Below are 336 nucleotides of genomic sequence, written 5' to 3' on the forward strand. Positions count from 1 at the left end.
CGTAGGGCTTCACATAGGCCGGAGGCATTAATCGCACCGTATGCCCCAGCGCCTGCAGCTCGCGGGACCAATGATGCGACGAGGCGCAGGCCTCGATCCCCACCAGACATGGCGGCAACTTCTGGAAAAATGCCACGACCTGCTGGCGCTTTAACTGACGGCGGACGACTACCTGGCCGGCTGCATCAACGCCATGCACTTGAAAGACCGACTTCGCGATATCCAGACCGATTGTCGAAATTGACTGCATAGGCTGCTCCTCCGAATCGTGGGAGCCTCAAACGGCGCCCACTCCTTGGCACTCTCGTGCCCGTGGAGGAGCCGTCCACAGCATCA

At 60.4% G+C, this 336-nt stretch carries 1 pseudogene; it reads right to left on the reverse strand.

Annotated elements, in window-relative coordinates:
- Positions 1-250, reverse strand: a pseudogene (locus AC5ZFO_RS48385) (IS110 family transposase); the annotation flags it as partial.
- Positions 251-336 lie beyond the last annotated feature (86 nt).

It is taken from the genome of Bradyrhizobium sp. Unk1 (assembly GCF_059512345.1).